24 protein-coding genes and 1 pseudogene are annotated in these 20,224 nt (G+C 62.5%); 19 read left to right on the top strand and 6 right to left on the bottom strand.

Translation table 11 applies throughout. The features are described 5' to 3' along the window. The 8 genes from AC5RV2_RS06325 to AC5RV2_RS06360 all read left to right on the top strand — a co-directional run. Window positions 1-258 (top strand): GMC oxidoreductase (locus tag AC5RV2_RS06325; protein ID WP_494091658.1); only part of this gene is annotated, 258 nt, incomplete at its 5' end. A gap of 12 nt (window positions 259-270) precedes the next feature. Continuing rightward, on the top strand, window positions 271-471 hold the full coding sequence (locus tag AC5RV2_RS06330; RefSeq protein WP_494013062.1) for a tautomerase family protein: 201 nt from the start codon (window positions 271-273) through the stop codon (window positions 469-471). Window positions 472-572: 101 nt separating this feature from the next. After that, window positions 573-1,370 (top strand): cyclase family protein, encoded by a 798-nt coding sequence (locus AC5RV2_RS06335; RefSeq protein WP_494091659.1) that lies wholly within the window; start codon window positions 573-575, stop codon window positions 1,368-1,370. A gap of 51 nt (window positions 1,371-1,421) precedes the next feature. After that, entirely contained in the window at window positions 1,422-2,831 is a 1,410-nt protein-coding gene (locus tag AC5RV2_RS06340) for an MFS transporter (RefSeq protein ID WP_494091660.1), read from the top strand. Between the two features lie 65 nt (window positions 2,832-2,896). Beyond that, window positions 2,897-3,301 carry a GlcG/HbpS family heme-binding protein gene (locus tag AC5RV2_RS06345; protein ID WP_494091661.1) on the top strand — a complete coding sequence of 135 codons (405 nt, stop codon included), beginning with the start codon at window positions 2,897-2,899 and terminating at the stop codon, window positions 3,299-3,301. A gap of 9 nt (window positions 3,302-3,310) precedes the next feature. Continuing rightward, the gene (locus tag AC5RV2_RS06350) at window positions 3,311-4,066 is read left to right on the top strand and encodes an SDR family NAD(P)-dependent oxidoreductase (RefSeq protein ID WP_494091662.1); all 756 of its coding nucleotides are present in this window, start codon (window positions 3,311-3,313) and stop codon (window positions 4,064-4,066) included. Between the two features lie 281 nt (window positions 4,067-4,347). Next, a complete protein-coding gene (locus AC5RV2_RS06355) occupies window positions 4,348-4,551 on the top strand; it encodes a cold-shock protein (protein ID WP_494091663.1) in 204 nt (67 codons plus the stop codon). Between the two features lie 363 nt (window positions 4,552-4,914). After that, a complete protein-coding gene (locus AC5RV2_RS06360) occupies window positions 4,915-5,094 on the top strand; it encodes a zinc-ribbon domain-containing protein (RefSeq protein WP_494091679.1) in 180 nt (59 codons plus the stop codon). A gap of 43 nt (window positions 5,095-5,137) precedes the next feature. On the opposite strand, the gene AC5RV2_RS06365 is transcribed toward AC5RV2_RS06360, so the two are convergent. After that, window positions 5,138-6,091, bottom strand: a complete 954-nt coding sequence (locus AC5RV2_RS06365; protein WP_494091664.1) for a GlxA family transcriptional regulator — start codon at window positions 6,089-6,091, stop codon at window positions 5,138-5,140. Between the two features lie 101 nt (window positions 6,092-6,192). On the opposite strand from AC5RV2_RS06365, the gene AC5RV2_RS06370 reads away from it, so the two are divergent. The 6 genes and pseudogenes from AC5RV2_RS06370 (at window position 6,193) to AC5RV2_RS06395 (ending at window position 11,970) form a co-directional block, all read left to right on the top strand. Next, window positions 6,193-7,554 (top strand): alpha/beta fold hydrolase, encoded by a 1,362-nt coding sequence (locus tag AC5RV2_RS06370; RefSeq protein ID WP_494091665.1) that lies wholly within the window; start codon window positions 6,193-6,195, stop codon window positions 7,552-7,554. Between the two features lie 219 nt (window positions 7,555-7,773). After that, window positions 7,774-9,082, top strand: a pseudogene (locus AC5RV2_RS06375) (Glu/Leu/Phe/Val family dehydrogenase). Window positions 9,083-9,257: 175 nt separating this feature from the next. After that, window positions 9,258-9,455 (top strand): hypothetical protein, encoded by a 198-nt coding sequence (locus AC5RV2_RS06380; RefSeq protein ID WP_494091666.1) that lies wholly within the window; start codon window positions 9,258-9,260, stop codon window positions 9,453-9,455. Between the two features lie 62 nt (window positions 9,456-9,517). Further along, the gene (locus AC5RV2_RS06385) at window positions 9,518-10,561 is read left to right on the top strand and encodes an ATP-dependent DNA ligase (protein WP_494091667.1); all 1,044 of its coding nucleotides are present in this window, start codon (window positions 9,518-9,520) and stop codon (window positions 10,559-10,561) included. Window positions 10,562-11,112: 551 nt separating this feature from the next. Then, window positions 11,113-11,427, top strand: a complete 315-nt coding sequence (locus tag AC5RV2_RS06390; RefSeq protein WP_494091668.1) for a hypothetical protein — start codon at window positions 11,113-11,115, stop codon at window positions 11,425-11,427. Between the two features lie 105 nt (window positions 11,428-11,532). Continuing rightward, window positions 11,533-11,970: a hypothetical protein gene (locus AC5RV2_RS06395; RefSeq protein WP_494091669.1), complete on the top strand. Its 438-nt coding sequence runs from the start codon at window positions 11,533-11,535 to the stop codon at window positions 11,968-11,970. Here AC5RV2_RS06395 and AC5RV2_RS06400 read toward each other — a convergent pair. Together AC5RV2_RS06400 and AC5RV2_RS06405 are read right to left on the bottom strand one after the other, a co-directional pair. Further along, window positions 11,967-12,251: an antitoxin VbhA family protein gene (locus AC5RV2_RS06400; RefSeq protein WP_494091670.1), complete on the bottom strand. Its 285-nt coding sequence runs from the start codon at window positions 12,249-12,251 to the stop codon at window positions 11,967-11,969. The genes AC5RV2_RS06395 and AC5RV2_RS06400 overlap by 4 nt on opposite strands. A gap of 97 nt (window positions 12,252-12,348) precedes the next feature. Beyond that, window positions 12,349-14,115 (bottom strand): fibronectin type III domain-containing protein, encoded by a 1,767-nt coding sequence (locus AC5RV2_RS06405; protein ID WP_494091671.1) that lies wholly within the window; start codon window positions 14,113-14,115, stop codon window positions 12,349-12,351. Between the two features lie 623 nt (window positions 14,116-14,738). Here AC5RV2_RS06405 and AC5RV2_RS06410 point away from each other — a divergent pair. Beyond that, the gene (locus AC5RV2_RS06410) at window positions 14,739-14,954 is read left to right on the top strand and encodes a hypothetical protein (RefSeq protein ID WP_494091672.1); all 216 of its coding nucleotides are present in this window, start codon (window positions 14,739-14,741) and stop codon (window positions 14,952-14,954) included. 104 nt (window positions 14,955-15,058) lie between these two features. Here AC5RV2_RS06410 and AC5RV2_RS06415 read toward each other — a convergent pair whose 3' ends face one another. After that, a complete protein-coding gene (locus AC5RV2_RS06415; protein ID WP_494091680.1) occupies window positions 15,059-15,955 on the bottom strand; it encodes a phosphotransferase family protein in 897 nt (298 codons plus the stop codon). A gap of 590 nt (window positions 15,956-16,545) precedes the next feature. Between AC5RV2_RS06415 and AC5RV2_RS06420 the strand changes: the two genes are divergently transcribed. After that, window positions 16,546-17,010 (top strand): hypothetical protein, encoded by a 465-nt coding sequence (locus AC5RV2_RS06420; RefSeq protein ID WP_494091673.1) that lies wholly within the window; start codon window positions 16,546-16,548, stop codon window positions 17,008-17,010. A 422-nt stretch (window positions 17,011-17,432) separates the two neighbouring features. On the opposite strand, the gene AC5RV2_RS06425 is transcribed toward AC5RV2_RS06420, so the two are convergent. Further along, window positions 17,433-18,683, bottom strand: a complete 1,251-nt coding sequence (locus tag AC5RV2_RS06425; protein WP_494091674.1) for an MFS transporter — start codon at window positions 18,681-18,683, stop codon at window positions 17,433-17,435. 73 nt (window positions 18,684-18,756) lie between these two features. Here AC5RV2_RS06425 and AC5RV2_RS06430 point away from each other — a divergent pair, with 73 nt between their 5' ends. From AC5RV2_RS06430 to AC5RV2_RS06440, 3 genes are all read left to right on the top strand, one after another. Continuing rightward, on the top strand, window positions 18,757-19,299 hold the full coding sequence (locus AC5RV2_RS06430) for an ArsR/SmtB family transcription factor (protein WP_494091675.1): 543 nt from the start codon (window positions 18,757-18,759) through the stop codon (window positions 19,297-19,299). Window positions 19,300-19,546: 247 nt separating this feature from the next. Beyond that, window positions 19,547-19,708 carry a hypothetical protein gene (locus AC5RV2_RS06435; RefSeq protein ID WP_494091676.1) on the top strand — a complete coding sequence of 54 codons (162 nt, stop codon included), beginning with the start codon at window positions 19,547-19,549 and terminating at the stop codon, window positions 19,706-19,708. 11 nt (window positions 19,709-19,719) lie between these two features. Further along, window positions 19,720-20,001, top strand: a complete 282-nt coding sequence (locus AC5RV2_RS06440) for an ATP-dependent DNA ligase (RefSeq protein ID WP_494091677.1) — start codon at window positions 19,720-19,722, stop codon at window positions 19,999-20,001. Between the two features lie 7 nt (window positions 20,002-20,008). Here AC5RV2_RS06440 and AC5RV2_RS06445 read toward each other — a convergent pair. Then, on the bottom strand, window positions 20,009-20,224 hold a 216-nt coding region (locus AC5RV2_RS06445; RefSeq protein WP_494091678.1), incomplete at its 5' end, for a hypothetical protein.

Here is a 20,224-nt window from a genome sequence, read left to right on the forward strand (position 1 = left end):
CCGACCGCGCCGCCTTACCATGTGTCCACCCACGAGGTAGGTACCCACCGGATGGGCGACGATCCGGGCACCTCGGTTGTGGACCGTTACGGCCAATGCCACTCCGTGCCCAACCTCTTCGTTCTCGGTGGAGGACAGTTTCCCACTTACGGCGCCTATAACCCCACGTTGACGATCTATGCGCTGGCCTACATGGCGGCTGATCATCTTCGGGCGGAGATCGGGGTGAAAGCGGGCGCTGAAGTTCCTCATCGCTGAAAGGTTGGAGAGATGCCGGTCGTACAGGTCCATATGCGGGCGGGCCGGTCCGCAGAAGACAAGCGCAGGCTCATCGAGTCCATTACCGACGTCGTGGTAGATGTTCTGGGCTCAAAGAGGGAAAGAGTAGTGGTCCTCCTGGATGAGATCGATCCGGGGAGTTGGGGTCAGGGGGGCCGGCTTCTTGCTGACGAGTTATCGGAGAAGACATGATGGGTGGCTCCCATGTCCTGTCTGCTGGTGAACGATTTTCGGGCGCGGTTGCGTAGCTCGGGACCTGGCACAGGGCGGGCGATGAAATGACTGTTTCCTCGGTGGCTTCGCTGCTGGCGACGCTCAACCAGGCCACGGTTTACGACCTTGAACAGCCCCGTTATGCCGGTGCGCCAATTTTTGGAGCGCACCGTCCCGGATTTATTTACACACTCCACCGACGGCATGAAACCGGGCTGGGGGAAGCCAGGACCAGCGCCTCCGGATTGATTATTACCGCGGAGCACGCGGGTACACATATCGATGCGCTCTGCCACCAGGCGGTGGACCTGCGGATGTTCGGGGGCCAGCCGGCTGACGCCGCGACGCAGACCTCGACCGGTTTCACGGAACTTGGTGTGGAGACGATAGCTCCGATGATCGCCCGCGGGGTGCTGGTCGACATCCCCCGGCATCGCGGAGTGGCTCGGCTTCCGGCAGGCACGGTCGTGGGAGCGGATGAGCTGGAGACGGCCGCCTCAGAGCAGGATGTTTGGGTGGGGGCGAGCGACGTCGTCCTCGTCCGCACCGGCAGCGGGTCTCTTTGGAACGAACCGGATGAATATCTCCAAAGCGCCGGCCTTTCCGCCGAAGCCTCAGAGTGGCTCGCGGATCGTCGGGTGCAAGCTGTAGGAGCTGACAACGTTGCCTGGGACGCCGTGCAGCCGGACCCCCGGCGCGGGAGCCTGCCGGGGCACGTTGTGCTCATCGTCCGCAACGGGATTTACATCATCGAGAATCTGCAGCTCGAGGAGCTTGCTGCCTCCGGCAATCATGAATTCATCTTCATGTGCCTTCCGCTCAAGATGGTCGGCGTGACAGGATCACCGGTCCGCCCGTTGGCTCTGGTTCCGGCATGAACAACATCAATACCACCACGGTGACAGCCTGATTGGAGAGGAGAAGGCGAAATGGCAGACAAGGACCAGTCGGCCACCGGGCCGGCGCAGGAAGGTCCCAGGAACCGGGGCCGCGTTCCGGCAACCGCAGTTGGAGCGCTGATTTTCCTGTGGCTCGTATATGCGATGAACGCGAATACGCGCCAAATCTTTTACTACGTCCTGCCCCCGATGGTTGAAGAGTTCGACCTAACGCCGGAGGAGGCCGGCGTCGTCAGTACGATCGTGACGGTCGCTGTGGCATTGGTGGCCATTCCCGCCGGCGCCTGGTTTGATCGGGGCGGGCATGGCTGGGCCCGCAAGTACCGCAACGCGATCGTCGCTGCTGGATACTTCCTGTTCTCCATTCTCACGGGCTTCGTCGCCCTCACGAAGACGATCTGGCACGTTGTCGTCATCCAGTCGATCAAGAACGCCTTCGGCGGCGCTGGCGAAGCGGTCGAGGTCACGTCGATGGTCGAGTGGTACCCCGTGGAAAAACGGGGCTTGGCGCTCGGGATACAGCATGCGGCGTACCCCTGGGGCACCGGGCTGGGCGCCATTGCCACCGGCGCAATTCTGGCCACCTTCGGTCCGGAGAACTGGCGGTACGTCTTCCTCATTATTCCGCTGGCGATGATCCCCATTTGGATCGGTTGGTGGTGGTATAGCTCCCCGAAGCGCTACCAAAAGTTCGAAGACGACACCCAGGCAGCGGGGCTGACCAAGCCCCTCGCGGGTGGGGCCGGCGCCGAGCAGCGTCACGCCGAACCGGGTGCGCTGCGCCGCAGCCTGGCCAATCCGAACATCTTGGTTCCGGCGCTGGCATCGATGTTCGGGATCATGATCTATACCGGGATCAGCTTTTGGCTGCCGCAGTACATTGCCTTCGTGGGCGGCTTTAGTTTCGCGGAAGCCGCCGCGTACAGTGCCGTGTTCACGATCACCGGCGGCATCGGGCAGATCTTCTGGGGTGTGGTCTCTGATTACATCGGCCGAAAGCTGAGCCTCATCATTGCCTTTGTGTGGCTGGCGATTGGGCTATATCTTCTGCGGTTTTCGGCGGTGAGCCTGACCGTCTTGATCGTGGTGCAGCTCATCGCAGGTCTTGCGACCAACGCCATCTTCCCCGTCCTCTACGCCTTCGGCTCGGACTCGGCAGAGCCGGGCGCCATGGGGACGGCGAACTCGATTCTTCTGTTCTTCCTTTATGTTGGAGGCGTTTCCCCCCTCGTCCTTGGATGGCTGATTGGACTCGGAGGCGGGTTCGAAAGTGAAACCGGATATTTCTACGGCCTTTACTTCCTGGTGGCAGTTGCTGTCATCTCGGCAATCATCATTGCGCTGTTCACCCGCGAGACGGTGGGGCGGTTTAAGGACCGTGACCGGGCCCTGGTCTCCCGTGAGCGCACCCATGTGCGTCCGGGACTGCCGCAGGAGTAAGGCGTCGCCCTTTCGTCTCCGGGCTGTGGCCCATAGTGATTTCAATCGATGACAAGGAGAAACCGATGGGAATGAGTTACGAGCAAGCACGGCAGGCGCTGGAAGCGGCGCTTAACAAGGCCACGGAGATCGGCTCCCCCTCCAGCGTGGCCATCGTTGATTCCGGGCGTGAACTGGTTGCGTTTGCGCGGCAGGACGGGGCGCTCCTGGCCAGCACCGAGATTTCGGTGGGGAAGGCCTACACAGCGTGTTCGATGAAGATGGCAACGAAGGACATCGGACCCTTGACCCAACCAGGCCAACCCCTCTACGGGCTCGAGTACACACACCAGCGCCCACTCGTTACCTTCGGCGGAGGACGGCCTTTGGAGATCGCGGGGGACATCGTAGGCGGCGTCGGAGTAGCCGGGGGAACCGTCGACCAGGACGACGAGGTTGCAGCCGCCGCGCTCGCGGCTCTCACCTCGTAGGAGGCAGACATGCAGCTCCAGGGGAAAAAGGCGATCATCACGGGGGCAGCAACGGGAATCGGGGCGGTCACCGCCAGGGCTTTTGCTCAAGAAGGTGCGGCCGTGGTTGTGGCCGACATCAACGAGGACAACGGCTGGCGCGTGGTCGAGGAAATCCGCAGTCAGGGCGGCACAGCAGAGTTCGTCCGCACCGACGTAACCAAGGAGAGCGACGTAGAGGCGCTCGTAAGGCAAGGCGCAGAGACGCTGGGTGGTCTCGACGTTTTGTTCAACAATGCGGGGGCCCAGCGCTCGGGGGCCATCACCGGTTTCGAGCAGGATCAGTGGGACCTGCTCATGGCGGTTAACCCCCGCTCCTGCTTCTTCGGAGTCAAGCATGCCGTACCTGTTCTTCGCGAACAGGGAGGCGGGTCGATCATCAACATGGCATCGCTGGCTGCAGTAAAGGGAGGTGCTGGCTTGACTGCCTACTCCGCGTCCAAAGGCGCCATAGTGGCTTTTACCAAGGCACTGGCTCCGGAGCTCGCGCCTTACCGCATCAGAGTGAACAGCGTATGCCCTGGATGGATCGACACACCGTTCAACCGGCCCGCAATCGAGTTCATGGGAGGTGCCGAGGAGCAGGAACGCGTCGTCAAGCAGATCGTACCCATGGGCCGTCAGGGAACACCGGAGGAAATCGCGCCCATCGTGGTGTACCTCGCCTCGGACGGCTCCACCTATATGACCGGACAAGCACTGGTAGTGGACGGAGGCGTGTACTGACGGGGCTTTACCGGCTTGCAGGCCATGGATCGGATCGGTCGCCTCGTCGTCGCCTCGCCCTGCCAGCGGAGTGTGCAAGGCGGTTCAGGTCGGGCGGTCCTGGTCAGGCCGGGGCAGGAGGCTCACCTCAAAGTTCGGGGAATCTCCCACGGCTTCTTTCTTGCGGTCCGGGCGTCGGCTCTTGCTGCACCTCCGGCGCTCGCCTAGGTTGAAGGTGGACGGTCGCGGGCAGGCTCCCATTGGGGGAGTCGGCGCTGCCGTTCCAGAAGGAATAGATCAGCATGGCAACAGGCACCGTCAAATGGTTCAATGCCGAAAAGGGATTTGGCTTCATCAGTCAGGACGACGGCGGACCGGACGTGTTCGCACACTTCTCGGCCATCGCTTCCAGCGGTTACCGCTCTTTGGAAGAAAACCAGAAAGTCGAGTTCGACGTCGTTCAGGGCCAAAAGGGACTGCAGGCCGAGAACATTCGCCCGCTCTAACACACGCCCAAAACCGACGCCCCGCTCTTCAGAAAGTGCGGGGCGTTTGTGTTGTGACCGCCGCGAACCCCCACAAGCATGCCGGCCACGGGGTCGGGTACTAAGGCTGATGGCGACGAATTCGATAGTTGCAGCGGCTGACGACCGGGACCTTAGGCCCTCGAATCCCTTTCGCCCTGCGAAAGCAGGAAATCAGCAAGTATGCTTACTATCTTGGGAAAGGGCGGCTCGATCTCTGCCAGGAGAACGGAGAACCACCTCGCGGTGCCCGCACCCGGGGCTGACCGGGAACAACCTAGAAAGGCAGACACCATGTTTCTTCTTTTCGGTCTCAAGACCGCCCTTCGCGATTTGCCCGGACAGATGGGGACGTGCCGGTACTGCGGTCGATTCGTCCACCATCAACTGCAGGAACGCGCCACTAAACTCACGGTGTTCTTCATCCCCGTCTTCACGACATCCAAGGGCTTGGTCATCACCTGCACAAACTGCGGACAGAGCTCAAGAACGAAGTCCCGGCAAAAGAACGCCCTCCTTAGCTAGCAGGGAAACCGCAGCGCGCAAGGGCCGGCCTGCCTCAGTAAATTTAGGCTGGTGCGGCCTGCCGGTTCCTGCCTTGGTAGAGGCGGCGGTAGCTTGAGGGTGTGGTGTTGAGTTTCCGGGTGAAGTGAAGCCGGAAATTTGCTGTCGTTCCCAGGCCGGTCCGGGAGGCAATCGCTTGCACCGTCAGGTTGGTGGTTTCCAGGAGCCTGCAGGCTTCGGCTATGCGTTGATCGTTCAGCCACTTCAGGGGTGTCATGCCTGCTTCGGCCGTGAATTTCCGTGTGAAGCTCCTGGGCGCCCACCCGGCATGGGCGGCGATGTCCTCGACTGTGAGCGGTTGGGCCAGATTCTGCCTGACCCAGGCGCAGGTGTCGGCGAAGAGGGCCAAAGGTGGGGCGACGGTACGTTCCATGAACTGGACTTGGCCCCCTTCCCGATGCGGGGCCACTACCATCCGTCGTGCAATGCTGTTAGCCGCCTCGGTTCCGTAGTCCTTGCGGACCAGATGCAGACAGAGGTCTATGCCTGCCGCGACCCCCGCGCTGGTGCTGACGCTGCCTTGGTCTATGTACAGGACGTCTGCATCGACGGCGACGCTCGGGTACAGGGTTTGCAGGCGGTCGGCGTTTCTCCAGTGCGTGGTTGCCCGCTTGCCGTCCAGGAGACCTGCAGCAGCTAGGGCGAAGGCGCCGGTGCACACCGACACCATGCGGGCACCGTTGGCCGCTGCCTGGCGCAGGGCCTCGCCTATCAGGGCTGGCGGATCGTCGAGCGGGGCGTAGCCGGGCACCACGACTGTATCCGCGGACAGAAGGGCGTCCAGGCCATCAAGGGCCTGGATGGAATACCCGGAAGTGGTCGGCACCAGACCAGGCTGCGCTGCGCAGACGCGGAAGGAGTACCGTCCGCGTTCATCCTCGTGGCCGAAAACCTGCGCCGGAATGGCAAGGTCGAACGCGACCACATCCGGTAGTGCCAGCGCGACGACACGGTGCATAGGGCCACTGTACTCACGCAGGAACCGGGCGGGCAGAATCCTTTCCATACGGGGCATTTTTGCCGCTTATTTCCGCTGCCGGTGAATGACAGCATGTGCACATGACAATCTCTCCGGCGGCGCAGAACACTACGGCTGCCACTCCCATCAGCACCACCTCGAAGGGTCAGACCCGTCCGACCGGCCGTGACCCTTGGCTGTACGGACACATCGGTTGGATCGTGGCCGGCTCCTTGCTATCCGGTGCCCTGCTTGCATTACTCCTGGCCGGGACCCCGGTCATTCCGGCCACTGAAAGCGGCGTGACCGGCGCCATCCTGTTGGGGCTTTCCGCGGGATGGGCGACGCTGGCTGTGCTGACGGTGCGGTTCACCGATCAACCCCAGAAATGGGCCGCCGCTCCAGCGCTTTTCATGGGCCTGGGCGGTGTCCTGTTGGCCGCGTTCGGTTCCCCTATGCAGGAGGCGCTCGCCTGGATCTGGCCGCCAGCCCTGCTGGTGTTAGTGGTTTGGATGGCCTTCAGGGTTCGTGGACAGCTTCATAGCCGGAGCGGCCGCGTGCTGCTCTACCCGGTGATGACGATGCTGGTTCTGGCATCACTCGGTAGTGGCTACGAAACGGTGCGCGGAGCGGTGGACACGGGTGCTCATCCGGCGCGGGGCCAATTGATCGACGTCGGCGGACACCGCCTGTACCTGACCTGCACCGGAACGGGCAGTCCTACCGTCGTGATTGAACCCGGCGCAGGCAATATGTCGTCCGACCTCGCTTTGATCGCGCCGGTTGTTGCCCGTGACACCCGGGTGTGCGTGTACGACCGGGCAGGACGGGGATGGAGCGATTCGGCAAAGACTGCGCAGGACGCCGCCCGGATCGCGACCGATCTCCACACGTTGCTGCAACGCGGCAAGGAGCCTGGACCATACGTGCTGGCCGGACATTCATTCGGGGGCCTCTACTCGCTGACCTACGCCGCCCGCTACCCCGGGGACGTAGCCGGACTGGTGCTGGTGGACTCGACCGCACCGGCTGCGGAACCAGCCCCGGATGCAGCGCAGCCTGCTCGTGCCGACTCGAACGACTTGATGAACCGTGTCTCCGCACTGGCCGCCGCCGCAGCCCGACTCGGCCTCGGCAGAGTGCTCGGAGTGGACACACCCAGCCACCTGCGGAGCACGGTCGACGAGTACCTTCAAGCGGGTTCGTCGGTACAGCAGGCTGCCCAATTGAGGGACTTCACCAGCAAACCGCTGGCCGTTCTGACAGCAGGCCGTGGGAGCGAGCCCGGGTGGGCCGCGTCGCAGCAAGCCCTGGCCGCGCTGTCGACCAACAGCCTCCACCGCGTCATCGACGGGGCCACCCATGCGTCACTCGTCGCCGATCTTGAAGATTCTGCCGCGACCACCCGGGCGATCCTCGACGTCGTCTCCGCCGTGCGGACGGCAAGCCCGCTCGTCCCGTAGGACGGAGGAACCGGCGGAGTGGGTGCACCAGCCGTTCTGCGAAGAGCAGTGGGAGATGCCCGGCGTCCGCGCCGCGGGGTTGTCAGGCCGGTGGCGCTGGTGAAGCTGCTAGTTGCGTCTCGCCGCTTTGTGCAGTCGCACACTGACGTCCCCCTCGCGCCCTTGTAGCGTCACATACACACCCTTTGAAAGACCTAAGCCAAGAAGGAATCTCCGTCGATGACGACACCTGTCTTATCTCTGTCAACCGCACAATCCGGGCACGGCACGTCGGCTCCCGCCCAGGACGCGGGGCCTCTGGAGAACGCCCACAGGCAGCTTGCTTCTGCAATCCGTACGCTGGGATACAGCGAAGGGCTGCACCAGCTGCTGGCCCAGCCGCGCAGGGAACTTTCCGTGAGCATCCCGTTGCGCCGGGACAACGGCAGCGTTGAGGTTCTCACCGGTTACCGCGTGCAACATAACTTCTCCCGCGGACCCGCCAAGGGCGGACTGCGTTACAGTCCGCACGTGTCCTTAGACGAAGTGCGTGCACTGGCGATGTGGATGACGTGGAAGTGCGCTCTGCTGGACGTCCCTTACGGCGGCGCCAAGGGCGGGATCACTATCGATCCGCGCAATTACTCGCAGCAGGAACTGGAGCGCGTGACGCGCCGCTACACCAGTGAAATCCTGCCGATTATTGGCCCTGAGAAGGACGTGCCGGCGCCCGACATCGGCACCGATGAACAGACCATGGCATGGATGATGGACACCTATTCGGTCAACGTCGGCTACACGGTCCCAGGCGTCGTGACGGGCAAGCCTGTCAGCGTTGGCGGTTCCCTCGGCCGTTCGAGCGCCACGTCCAAGGGCGTCGTGCACGTCGCGCTGGCATCGCTTGCCCATGCCGGGCTTGATCCACGGCAGAGCACCGCGGCTGTTCAGGGCTTCGGCAAGGTGGGAGCCGGAGCCGCAGAGTTCCTTGCCGGCGCCGGAGTCAGCGTAGTGGCTGTGGGCGACCAGTATGGGGCCATCCACAATGCTGACGGTCTGAACATCCGTGCCCTGCAAGACCACGTTAAGGAGACTGGCAGCGTCGTCGGCTTCGCCGGCGCAGGCGCCATCGCTTCGGACGAGCTGCTGGAGCTTGAGGTGGACCTTGCTGGTCCCCGCAGCAGTAGGAGGCGTGCTGCACGGCGGCAACGCCAACAACGTGCGCGCCAAGGTCATCGTGGAAGGCGCCAACGGCCCCACCACTGCGGCGGCGGATGTCATTCTGCAGGACAAGGGAGTGCTCGTCGTTCCGGACATTCTCGCCAACGCGGGCGGCGTCATCGTCTCCTACTTCGAGTGGGTGCAGGGAAATCAAGCCTACTGGTGGACCGCTGCCGAAGTTGAAGAAAAACTGGAACGCCGGATGTTGGCGGCGTGGGAGAACGTCCTGTCCATTGCCTCGAAGCGCGGCCTGAACCTGCGCGAGGCCGCCACGGTGACAGCCGTCGAGCGTGTGGCACAGGCGCACCTGACCCGCGGGCTCTACCCCTGATCCTGACTGTGTGCCCTTGTCTGCCGGGCCCGCAAGCCTCGATCAGACGGGGCCGCTTGGGGGATGTTGCCCGAACGAGTGCGACATCCCCCAAGCGGCAGTAGTCCTTTGCTTTGCCTCTCCTGTGACCACCTATGGGTCAAGAAAACTGCACAAGATTGAGGAAGGGTCTCCCATGACGGTAGACAATTGGAAAGATCTGACGGGCCAGCACGTTCAGATCCGCAAGGACGGGAAGCCCGTCCGACAAGGCCGCGTCGATGAGGTGACGCGGGCAGCCGATGCATTGTGGCTGGAATGGCACAGCGGATACCTGAGACAGCTGTATGAAAAAGCGGAAGGTTACTCGGTGGAGCTCGTTCCAAGCCCTTAGACCGCGGTGTTCAAGGTGCTTCGGGGAAACTGAGGCCAGGATGTGCCTTGTATCGTAGGTTTATGGATGCAGGGCTGCCTTCGGGGCTGAGCCTACCGGTCAAGGTGGCGCTGGCCCGCGCAGTGGAAAAGATGCCGCGTCCCGGCGCCCTGCCCGGAGGAGCTTGGTACGAACCCAAATGGGATGGGTACCGCGTAGTCATCAGCCGCGACGGGGACGAGACTTCCCTCTGGTCCAGGCAGGGCAAGAGCCTTTCCCGTTACTTCCCGGATTTGGTCGAGGCAGCCGGGCAGCAGTTGCCGCCCGGCTGCCTGCTCGATGGCGAGGCGGTGATCTGGTCCGGGGAGCGGCTGGACTTCTCCTCCCTCCAGGAGCGCTTGAGCGCCTCGGTGAAGTCGCTGCCCGGGTTGGTTCGCCGGGTGCCGGCCCACTTCGTCGCCTTCGATCTGCTCGCCGTGGCCGGGCACGACATCCGCGGTGAACCGTTCCGGGTCCGGCGTGAACTGCTCGAAGAACTCTCCAAGGACTGGGATGACGCCCTGGAACTGTCCCCTGGCACCGCCGACCCGGACACCGCCGCGACCTGGTTCGAAGAACTGCCCGCCACAGGCATCGAAGGCCTCGTCATCAAGGGCGCCGGCCAACCGTACGAGGGAGGGCAGCGGCAGTGGCAAAAGATCAAACATCGCGACACCGTTGACGTGATCTGCGGAGCAGTCATCGGTCCCCTCTCACGCCCCGAGGCCATCGTCGCCGGGCTGCGGATCGACGGGGAACTCCGCATCGTCGGGCGCTCCGCCCCGCTCAAAACCTCGGCCGCGAAACTGCTGGGATCCCGGCTGCAGGCAGCCGGCCCTGGCCATCCCTGGCCGCACCGGATCAAATCCGCGATCATGGACCGGTTCAACGCCGACGCAGGAGAAACCGAACTGACACTCGTAGAACCGATGGTCGTTGAAGTGTCAGCCGACACCGCGATGACCGGTACATCCTTCCGGCACGCCATACGCTTCCTCCGGGCCAGACCGGAGTTAGACCCTGCAGACGTTGTACTTCCTGGCAGGGGGGTTGCAAGCGTTGGTGAACCGTCGCCCCCGAGGCGCTGACGATCGGGAGGCCCTGATCAACAAACGATCGTATGCCCAAGGGCTGAACAAGTAGATCCAGCGCTCAAACCCTTCGCTCCTCTTCTATCCCGATATACACCTCTGCGAGCCGATAGCACGGATAAATACGATTGCCGAGGGTAAAAACCAGACCCTTGAAGTGAGACGGGCCTGAGTTGCCGGCGAGGCTGATCCGCCTCGCTAATGCATCCGTGCTCTTGGACACTCTTGGGCATTGGGGTTGTATGGACCGCGGAACGAAGAAAGCACCCCATAGGTATAGGTACAGGCGGGGAAGCACCGGAAGTCCTGCTGGGCGGGGCGCTGGCTCTATGGTGTGTGCACGCCAAGAGCTACGTCTTTCTTGCCATTCGGTGCAGTACCAGTACGCTTCCGTGAGCACCCTCGAGAACAGGACCCCAGCCAATGGAAGCAAATCCAGTCGATCCGCGGGTTGAGTCATCCCTTGAAGCGAACCCTGATTACCGGGTTGATTTTTGGGGGCCCATTAAGGATGGAGGCGGCCGGGTGGTGGCTGACGGAAGCGCCGAATGGGGCACGCCTCTGCAGCGATGACACTCGACCGCTATGCCGACCTGTTCGCGAAGCTGCTCGGCTACCAGCTCCAGGCAGCCGGTCCGGATCATCCCTGGCCGCACCGGGTGAAGTCCACCATCCTGGATCGCTTCAACGCCGACGCCGGCGACACCGAGCTGACGCTGGTCGAACCGCTTGTCGTCGAGGTATCCGCCGACACTGCGATGACCGGGACATCCTTCCGCCACGCGGTGCGCTTTCTCCGGGCCAGACCCGAGCTGGATCCCGAATCGGTGACACCTCAGACGACGGATAGAAACCCGGCCTGACCACCTGCTTCGACCATGCCGCCCCATTCCTGCGCCCGCTTTGCTGGTACCACGCTAGGCTGCTCCCAAGTCCGCACGTTTACGGGCCGTCGACAGGAGCTTGTCATGAAGAACCGCACAGCAGTCCTGGCCATGGTTCTCGCAGTGCTTATGGCCGGCTGCGGAAGCTCTGCCGGCAGCGGAGCCTCAGCCAATATCGTCACCGGGCCGAACGGCGAAATGCTGCTGGTGCACCCACGCAGCGCCCAGGCGAACTCCGTGATGGAAGCCGCTTTCAACGGAACACTTGTTGTAGGCGAGGACGATTGCATCATCGGGAGGAGGACCAGCGATGGATTGGACTTTGGTCTGCTGTTCCCGGCAGGGGCACGATTCGGCGCTGGCGACCCGCTGACCGTTGAGGTGGAGGGCCATTCTCTCCAGATCGAAAGTCTCATCAGTTTCGGCGGCGGATACCTATCCCGTAGCGACATTGGAAAAGTACTGGGTGGTACACCGGATCAGTGTCTTCGCGAGGAGACGTTCTACGTCCAGACGTTCTAGCACTGACCCGTCTCGACCCAGCAGCTCCTTGGAGGAAGGTCATCCGGCGCCGCCCGGTGCTTACGCAGGTGCTCCATGCTGAGCTCCCGGTACTGCTCGGAGGTGATCTCTCCGGCGATGTTCTTGCGCAGCAGGTCCCGCAGGTGCGGGTCGTCAAGATGATGTCCGGCTGAGCCGTTGACGCCGTCGATGTACGCCATGCGCTCCTCGACCTCGGCTTCTGTGAGGCGTGTTTGTTCCGGGTCAGGCTGCCAGGAGGCGGTCGAGCTCGTGTCACCCATGATCGACCTTTCAGTCGTGAGTAGTGGGGCATGGAAAAGCCCCCGAGAAGCTGATGCCGCTCGGGGGCTTTTGTGTTGCTCGGATTGGCCGCAGGGCTTAGCGGCAGGGTCCGGGGATCGTGGTTGTGCCGCCCATTCCGTTTGACAGGTGGCAGACCCCGTTGGAGCCTTTGGGGAACAGGTTGATGACACCGCCACCGCGCGAGCTCATGGTCCTCACAGTCTTAGTGACCGTGGAAGAGGACTTTTTGACCTTCCCGTTGACGGACTTCGCGTTCGCTTTCACGTACACCTTGTAGCTGGTGTTGGCCTTCAGCTTCGTGAACGTCGCCTTGGTGCTGGTGGTGGTGTAGACCTTCACCGTCTTGGAACCCTGCTTCAGAGTGACGGTGTAGCCGGTCACCTTGCCGGTTACGGCCGGCTTCTTCCAGGAAACCGTGACGCTGCTCTTCCCGGCCGTGGTCTTGACGGACGCCGGCGCAGCAACCTTCACCACGGAAGCCGAAACCGTCTTCACTACCTTGGAGACCGAGGAGGAAGACTTCTTGGACTTTCCGTTGGCAGAGACAGCATTGGCCTTCACGTACAGCCTGTAGCTGGTGCCGGCCTTCAAGCCGGTGAAAACCTGGGAAGTGCTGGCGGTGGTGTAGACCTTCACAGTCTTGGAGCCCTGCTTCAGCGTGACCGTGTAGTTGGTCAGCTTGCCGGTGACGGCAGGCTTGCCCCACGAAGCAGTGATCGTGTCCGTGGTGGCGGAAGCCTTCACGGACCTGGGCCCGGCGACACTGACGATGCTGGCGGGGTCCTTTGCGGTGGTTGCGTACGCATGAACACTGGTGAAGCCCGTCCCCTTGCCATCAGCAGCAACTGCGTCGGCGAACACCGTGATGAGGTACTCAGTTTCCGGCTTCAGGTCCTTGACCGTAAAGGACGTGGCAGTTGCAGCTGCCTTGTGCCAGTTCTCGCTCTTGGACGACTCCACCCATATCCGGTAACCGGTGAGCTTGCCATGCACAGTCGGTTTCTTCCAGTTGACGGTGACTCGGTCGCTGGCGACGTTGCTTATTGAGACTGGGAAGTCAGCGACGCTCACGGAAGAGTCCTTCAGCGTCGTGAATGTGACCGCAGTAGGAGCAGAAGTCTTCTTGTACTTACCGTTGGGGGACACTGCGTTGGCACGCACCTCCACGGTATAAGCGGTGGAGGGCTGAAGGTCATTCAGAGTATGGGAACCGAACCCCGAATTCCCAATGGCAACTATGTTCGGCGCTGTGAGCGTCTTGACGACAGTCGCACCCTTCTTCACCGTCACGGTGTAGTTGAGGAGTTGGCCGACGTAAAAAGGTTCCTGCCAGAATAAATGAGCCTGGGTGTCACTGACTCCGGACGGATAACGGGGGCTGGAGCCGAAGCGAACGGCATCCACGGGATGCACGAGCACGGTGTCGGCTTCGGTGCCGGTCTTGAAGCTCACCGTTGCGGACGGAGACACGGCATGATCCGAGCCTCCCCAGGCCGAGACACGGATTTCGGCCGTATACTCGGTGTTTTCGGTCAAGCCGGTGAGCGTGTGTTCCCAGTCAATCTGATTGGGGAAATCCGTAGTGCCGGCGCCTATCCCGCCAACCAATTTTCCGGCCTGCCTGACGGTGATGTTGTATCTGTGGCCCTCGGCCACAATCCCGGCCGGTTTCTTCCACTTCAACCTAACGGAGTCAAACGAGACATCGGTCGCTTTGAAATCGGTCGGTGCGTTGGGGGCTTCGGCGGCGACAGGAGCGGCGTAGGCCGGCGCAGCCGTCAGGGTGGTGGCGGCGACACCGCCGCCGGACAACAGGACGCCGGCCGCCAGGACCAGCGACAATCCTTTTCTGAGTTTCAAGGTGATGCACCTTCTCTTGGGTGGCGTTTGGGAGAAGCGGAACAGAAGCGTTCCTGGACAAAATTTGGGAAGAACCCTGTGGCGCCCGATATTGACGCCACAGGGTTCTGTGTCAGAGCGGTTCTCTCTTTTAGGTATCGACGCGTTCCAGTCGGGCGTAAGTGACGCGCCCCAGCTATGCAGTTATCGACGCCTTCAAAGTGGCAGTGAACCGTCCATCGGTCCTAGGGGCATGACATTAAAGAATTTGCCGCCTTCGACTATCGAAGCGGCGTGATTAGGTGCCGCGTTCGGTGCCGATCGTGACGGGTACATCCCTTTTATGATCAGAGAGGCGCATGCCGAGAGCCCCTTTTCCTCGGACTGTCCGATGTCAGGCAGAATGTGGTCTGCGTGGGATTCGGATCCGAGGGGGCGGTCGGAAATGACGACGTAAGTTTTGGAGGTTGCGCCGGATTCCGGCGGAGGCCAGCGGACTCTGGCCGCCCTGCTGCAGGACTCCAACACCGAAACCTGGTCCTCCCGCCGCATCGCGTTGGAAGCAGAAAAGCGCGGTATCACCGTCTCTTACACCGCGGGTCGCCAAGTACCTGCGCACCCCGCCAATGACCACATCGGAGGCAGTCCTGAAAGCCTTCTCTGCAGTTTTCGAAATCCTCATGATTGAGCTCCGCAAGGCCGCAGCCGTGTCTCCTGGCGAAGCCGAATCCTTCATCCTGCCCGAACGGGCTAACCGCCTCACCCAGCCCCAACGCGAAGCCGTCCTGCACATGATCCGCGTCCTGCTCGATAACAACGACAGTCGTTCGTGGAATGCGTAAAGTCAAAATGGTGGCCCGCTAAGGGTTCCCCAAATGGGATGGCGGGTTGGAACTTGACTCCGCATATGGCCGGATTGGAAGCCCATATCCGATCCTTGGGGGCATTAGTTGTGCCACCGCTGTTGGAGCCATTGGAGGGTGCTCTGGCTGGAGAACTCGCGGCGGCGTTTCAGCTCAGCGGGCACGCCAAGCGTGAGGGTAGCGGCGTGCCGCCAGTAGCTGGCCAGGACCGTGAGGAAAGCGTCAACGGCCAGCGGATCCGCGGCCGCAGCCCGTGCGCTTTGGCCGAACAAGCCCTGCAGGTCGGTTGACCCCGCGTCGGACTCCAGAAGCAGGCAGACGACGTCGACCCAGCCCGGGCCTTTGCATGCCCGGCCCCAATCAAGGATGCAGATCCTCCCGTGGTCGTCGATTTTGAGGTTATCGTGACGTAGGTCGAAGTGCAGCAGCGTTTCCCCCACTACCAGGTTCTCCCAGGACCGTTCGAGATAGGCAAGGCGGGGTAAATGTTCCCGCTCCCACTCGCTCAGGTCCCCTGAGGACAGCTGTCCGCATGATCCTGTCTCCAAGAGTCGGGACCACGTTGCACACCGGCCTCTCATCCGATCTGCGACCGTCGGCAGATCCCGGACAGGACTCGGAGTGAGCCTGGGCGAGAGTCCATCCAGCATCTTCATGACCGTTAAGAGGTGATCCCTGGGCCATGGCTCATTAGGTGTTTGCCCCATGGCTACATCGAATACCAGGAGAACCCAGCCCTCCGCTGAGCCTTCATGCAAGAGGCGTGGCGTCGGAACACTGGAGGCGAGTGCTCTGGCCACCCGCGCCTCAGTGATGTAATCCGCTGCGGACGGCGAATCCAGCGGAACAGCCTTAACAAAGAACACGTTCCCGGAAGCGGTCATCAGTCCTGCAACTCCGCTGGCATACCCCCCGGCAGTGGAGGCGAAGTTGATCGACTTTCCATTGACCTGTTCCCGCAGCCATTCACGCGCTCCCATCGGCAGCCGGGCCCACTGTTCGTCCTCCACGCTCCGAGCCTAACGGCTGAGCCAACAGGCCTGGGCGGGATGGCCAGTTTCCGGCCCGGTCAGGGTTCCCCTGCAGGGCAGGCAAAGCGGCCACCTGACGCCTAAAGTGAATTGCCGTGCCAGTCCTCCTGGGACCCCCGGCTAGCCCTTGCAGCTGAGTGTGTCCGTTCCGCTAGTTCAGGTGAGAATGCCTTGGTTGAATGCCATCTCAATGGGCCGCTTATAGCCCTGAGTGGCACTACGTCGAAATAGCGCTGCACGGCGAAACGAGCGGCGGCGTCCTGTCAAGATTTGGGGGGACAGGACGCCGCCGACTTCCGCTCGTTTACTGGGAAGAGAAGTGCGGAGACTCCGCCTGCCCACAGTGGCGCGACCCGTCCCATGCTGGTTTTGCGTTTGCTTCTTTCTGACCTGCGTGGAAGTCCGTGTCCGCTCAAGGTTCCGTAAGCGGGACGGAGGCCCACAGTCCCAAGCTGAGTCTTCTGTTGGCGAGCGGGAGCGGGCCACGAGATGTCGTTCGGGGCTGGTCCTGCCCGCATTGGTTTCAACACGCTCAACTTGTGACAGGGAACATCAAGGGCGCCGGCCAACCGTACGAGGGAGGCCAGCGTCAGTGGCAGAAGATCAAACACCGCGACACCGTTGACGTGATCTGCGGGGCGGTCATCGGTCCCCTCTCCCGGCCCGAGGCCATCGTCGCCGGGCTGCGGATCGACGGGGAACTGCGCATCGTCGGGCGCTCCGCCCCCGCTCAAAACCTCGGCCGCAAAACTGCTGGGATCCCAACTCCGGGCCCAGGCCCGGATCATCCCTGGCCCCACCGGGTGAAATCCACGCTCATGGACCGTTTCAACGCCGACGACGGCGAAACCGACCTGACCCTCGTGGAACCGCTTGTCGTTGAAGTGTCAGCCGACACCGCGATGTCTGGTACATCCTTCCGGCACGCCATACGCTTCCTCCGGGCCAGACCGGAGTTAGACCCTGCGGACGTTGCACTTCCTGGCAGGGGCACCGATCGTTAGTCAGTATCGCGCCTTCGATGCTGTGGGGGACGCCGTCGTTGTCGGAACTAATGGGTGCTTCGTTTTGCGGCGGCGATAGAGCTCGTTAGCCAGGATCTAAAACCTGCTGCTCACCGCGGAGAAGTTGGACAGGGCTGGGCAGCTTTTGGCCCGGGCCATCAAGGATGCAGTGCCTGGGGCTATCGGGGCAGGGTATCCCTTTTGAACACCCAGGGCCGCCGGACCAGCAGCGCCGCCAATGACCTTTGTTGTGGAACAGGCGCCGACACGCGCCAGTACGAGCTTAACCAGGGCCCTTGCCTGACTGCTTACTGTTGTCCTCGACCACCGGCCGCTGCCCCTTTCGCACGGCCCGTTCTGCAACCCATTTTTCGATACCGTGCAGCCGCATAGAACAGCGCGCCAGGACACGGTCAGGCAATTCACGATTCTATGTCGGCTGCGGTGAGCGCCTTGTTTGTAAGGATGGGCATCATCCCGATCAGTGCCAGGGTCAGCATTCCCATGATGGCGAACATGGTCTGCAAGCCGAGCCCTTGGGCCAGCAGGCCGCCGGCTGTCGCACCGAGTGGCATGGTGCCCCACGCCAGCAGGCGGTAGGCGCTGTTGACTCTGCCGAGCAGGCGGTTGGGAGTAATGCGTTGGCGCAGGGACACGGTGATGACATTCCACAGCACGATCAGCATGCCTCCCACGAAGAAGATTGGTCCAAGGACATAGGGATTGTCGGTGATGGCGGGCGCACCGACGAACAAGGCGACCCCTAAGATTGTCAGCGTCAGGGATGCCGATCTGCCGAGCTTGGCCTCCACCCGTTCGGCGATGAATGAGCCGACGAATGCACCCAGAGCTGACGTCGTCAAGAGCAGGCCGAAGCCCGTTGCGGACAGCCCCATCTGTGAAGCCGGGCCCACGGCGAACAGCACCAGGACCGCAAAGGCGGCGCTGGATGCGAAGTTGAACACTCCGGTCATCAGCGCGAGTGTGCGAAGGATTTTGTGGTTCCGCAGGAACCGCAGCCCTTCGGCGATGTCGAAACGCAGTGTCGTCTTGTGCTCGCGTTCGGTGCGGAAAGTTCCCCGGACCAGGAGCAAGCCACCGGCTGCCGCAAGCCACAGTGCGGCCGGCACGGCGAAACCGGCAACGACGCCGAGAGCCACCAGCAGCCCGCCCAGCGGTGGCCCGATGAACTGATTGGTGATGAGCTCGACCCCGTAGAGCCGGCCGTTGGCGCGCGAGAGCTGCTCCCTGTGCACGACCTGGGGCATGATCGACTGGGCGGAGGTGTCATAGAGCGTTTCGGCCGCACCAACCATCAGCGCGACGATGTACAGGACCCAGAGGGCTCCCAGATCCATCAGAATGGCGCCCGCCAGCAGGCCTGGCAGCAAGGCGCGGCCAAGGTTGGCCCACAGCATGAGCCTGCGCCGGTCCAGCCGGTCGGCCAGCGCTCCGGCAGTCAGGGCGAACAGAAGCCATGGAAGCGTCGCTGCGACGCTCAGCCCGGCGATCAGGACAGGTGACTGGGTGAGCTGGATGGCCAGCAGCGGCAGCGCGATCTTGAAGACCCCGTCGGCGAGGTTGGACAGCCCCGAGGAGGTCCACAGCTTCCAGTAAGAGGCGCCCAGCGGCGCACGGTTGATCTTTTGCACCTGCGTCGCGTCAGGAGTCATAGGGGGACCCTTCCACAGCGATTGATAAAGTTCAAGGCGATGGACTGCAGTACATCGGTTATAGGGTGGGTCCATGACCGACGCAGAACGGGTAGAGGTGGACGGAATGAAGCCGGCCGCGACGGCCCGGGAGATCAAGGCGTTGGCCCATCCGCTGCGCCTGAGGATCCTGCGCCTGTGCGGGCTTCACGAACTGACCAACAAGCAGCTCGCCGACCGGCTGGGGCAGGATCCGGGAACAATGCTCTATCACGTGCGGCAACTGCTCTCGACCGGGTTCCTCGAACCGGCAGAGGTCCGCACCGGAAGCAGCGGCGCACTTGAAAAGCCGTACCGATCCACGGGGCGGTCCTGGAATTTGGATACCGCTCTGGGCGAAGCCGGCCCAGACGGCCCCCTGGCACCCGTCGAGGCATTTCGGGAAGAACTAATCGAAGCAGGCCCGGACGCACTCGCGAGCCTCTCGCGCTTTGTACTGCACCTGTCCAGGGAAGACGCCGAAGACCTCGTCACACGCGTCCACGCCGTGCTGAGCGAATACACCGACAGCGACAAGCAACAATCCGACCAGCCCGCATACGGCGGGATCTTCGTCCTTCACCGGACACCGGACTAGGAGAAGGTGACCGTGAAGCACAACTTCCCGGGGCACAACAGGAGGGGCTCTGCGCCACTGAAACTAGCCGGGCTTGTCCTCGGCGCTGCTGTTGGTGCGGCCATTGGCGTACTCAGCTACGTTATCGGCACCGAACCCCCTGCGGAGGTGGCCGGGCTGACGGTCATCGCAGGGATGATCGGTGCGTGTGCCGCGGGACGAATACCAGCCGCGGTTAGTTGTGCCGACAGCGTCTTCAATAGGCTTCGTGCAGTACATTCCGTCCCCGTCCGGTGATCGCGTGCAGTTCACCGCACTGGGCAATGTCGACGTCTCCTTCCTTGACCTAAGCGGGGCGATCATCGGGTCCACCGTGACCCATGAGGGGCTGATCCTCATGCCTCAAGGAGGAGACACCCCGTCGCAGTGAAATGGGGACCTGTGCTTGTATCGTGGCCTCATGGATGGCAGCCTGCCGGCCGGTCTGCGACCTCCCGTGGAGGTCGCCCTGGCCCATGCGGTGGAGAAGATCCCCGGCCCGGGGCTCTACCCGGCGGAGCCTGGTACGAGCCCAAGTGGGACGGCTACCGAGCGGTCATCAGCCGCGACGGGGATGAGACTTCCCTCTGGTCCAGGCAGGGCAAGAATCTGTCCCGGTACTTTCCCGATCTGCGGTGTGACCGTCCTATTGGGGGATGGCTGCATGGGACGGCCAAGGGGTGACCGGAATTTAGGCGGCAGTCCCCGTTGTGTTGGCTGAGGCACACAGGTCCGAAACCAGGCGGGCAGCTGTTGCCTGCGGTGAGTCGCCTTCGGTGTAGAGGACGTGAGTCGCCAAGGAACGTGTTCCTGCATCATCGAACCATTCAGCGAGAAAATCGTGTCCCGAGCTGATCCAATCAGTCCCTTTCGCCGCGACTGATCTTTCACGTAGTTCGGCCAGCCC

Source organism: Arthrobacter sp. Y3225116 (assembly GCF_059091245.1).

What these genes read in the sequence shown, in the direction of transcription:
- AC5RV2_RS06390 (WP_494091668.1), top strand. Translation starts at nt 11,113, where the DNA reads ATGGGGCACGCCTCTGCAGCGATGACACTCGACCGCTATGCCGACCTG.
- AC5RV2_RS06410 (WP_494091672.1), top strand. Translation starts at nt 14,739, where the DNA reads ATGACCACATCGGAGGCAGTCCTGAAAGCCTTCTCTGCAGTTTTCGAA.
- AC5RV2_RS06425 (WP_494091674.1), bottom strand. Translation starts at nt 18,683, where the DNA reads ATGACTCCTGACGCGACGCAGGTGCAAAAGATCAACCGTGCGCCGCTG.
- AC5RV2_RS06340 (WP_494091660.1), top strand. Translation starts at nt 1,422, where the DNA reads ATGGCAGACAAGGACCAGTCGGCCACCGGGCCGGCGCAGGAAGGTCCC.
- AC5RV2_RS06330 (WP_494013062.1), top strand. Translation starts at nt 271, where the DNA reads ATGCCGGTCGTACAGGTCCATATGCGGGCGGGCCGGTCCGCAGAAGAC.
- AC5RV2_RS06400 (WP_494091670.1), bottom strand. Translation starts at nt 12,251, where the DNA reads ATGGGTGACACGAGCTCGACCGCCTCCTGGCAGCCTGACCCGGAACAA.
- AC5RV2_RS06430 (WP_494091675.1), top strand. Translation starts at nt 18,757, where the DNA reads ATGACCGACGCAGAACGGGTAGAGGTGGACGGAATGAAGCCGGCCGCG.
- AC5RV2_RS06395 (WP_494091669.1), top strand. Translation starts at nt 11,533, where the DNA reads ATGAAGAACCGCACAGCAGTCCTGGCCATGGTTCTCGCAGTGCTTATG.
- AC5RV2_RS06415 (WP_494091680.1), bottom strand. Translation starts at nt 15,955, where the DNA reads ATGGGAGCGCGTGAATGGCTGCGGGAACAGGTCAATGGAAAGTCGATC.
- AC5RV2_RS06360 (WP_494091679.1), top strand. Translation starts at nt 4,915, where the DNA reads ATGGGGACGTGCCGGTACTGCGGTCGATTCGTCCACCATCAACTGCAG.
- AC5RV2_RS06385 (WP_494091667.1), top strand. Translation starts at nt 9,518, where the DNA reads ATGGATGCAGGGCTGCCTTCGGGGCTGAGCCTACCGGTCAAGGTGGCG.
- AC5RV2_RS06370 (WP_494091665.1), top strand. Translation starts at nt 6,193, where the DNA reads ATGACAATCTCTCCGGCGGCGCAGAACACTACGGCTGCCACTCCCATC.
- AC5RV2_RS06355 (WP_494091663.1), top strand. Translation starts at nt 4,348, where the DNA reads ATGGCAACAGGCACCGTCAAATGGTTCAATGCCGAAAAGGGATTTGGC.
- AC5RV2_RS06345 (WP_494091661.1), top strand. Translation starts at nt 2,897, where the DNA reads ATGGGAATGAGTTACGAGCAAGCACGGCAGGCGCTGGAAGCGGCGCTT.
- AC5RV2_RS06365 (WP_494091664.1), bottom strand. Translation starts at nt 6,091, where the DNA reads ATGCACCGTGTCGTCGCGCTGGCACTACCGGATGTGGTCGCGTTCGAC.
- AC5RV2_RS06350 (WP_494091662.1), top strand. Translation starts at nt 3,311, where the DNA reads ATGCAGCTCCAGGGGAAAAAGGCGATCATCACGGGGGCAGCAACGGGA.
- AC5RV2_RS06380 (WP_494091666.1), top strand. Translation starts at nt 9,258, where the DNA reads ATGACGGTAGACAATTGGAAAGATCTGACGGGCCAGCACGTTCAGATC.